The sequence below is a fragment of the Plebeiibacterium sediminum genome, from assembly GCF_026013605.1.
GTDB classification, from domain to species: Bacteria; Bacteroidota; Bacteroidia; order Bacteroidales; family Marinilabiliaceae; genus Saccharicrinis; species Saccharicrinis sediminus.
This window is the reverse complement of the sequence record NZ_JAPDPJ010000320.1, coordinates 1-448: the sequence shown is the minus strand read 5'-3', so window position 1 is coordinate 448 and position 448 is coordinate 1. Positions and strand designations below refer to the sequence as shown.

Sequence of the window (448 nt, the reverse complement as noted above, 5' to 3'; positions counted from 1 at the left end):
CAAAGCGTAAGCCTAATTGCTCCATTTTCAGATCCAGTTCATGAAGAACAATGTTTGACAATAACGGACTGATAGGGCTTCCTTGAGGTACTCCTTTACTTCGTTTATGTAGTTTACCATCTTTTAAAAGTGGCACTCTAAGCCATCTGCGTATCAAACACATGGTGTGTTTGCATTTAATTTTACGATACAGCAATTGCAACAGTAAGGTATGATCCACCCTGTCAAAGAATTCCTTAAGGTCAATTTCAACAATATGCTGATAGTCTAAATTAATATAAGAAAGGGCTTTACCTACTGCTTGTTGCGTATTACGTGCCGGACGAAAACCATAACTATAGCTTGAAAAATTAGTTTAATGTGATAATGTTTATTTTAAATGGTCACATTGATCTTACCCTAAAAATATTATTATTATTCATATCATATTAATAATAATATTTTTAAG

1 pseudogene is annotated in these 448 nt (G+C 32.8%); it reads right to left on the bottom strand.

Features of this window, described 5'->3' with window-relative positions:
- Positions 1–337: pseudogene (locus tag OM075_RS26700) on the bottom strand (reverse transcriptase domain-containing protein); the annotation flags it as partial.
- Positions 338–448: the final 111 nt, after the last annotated feature.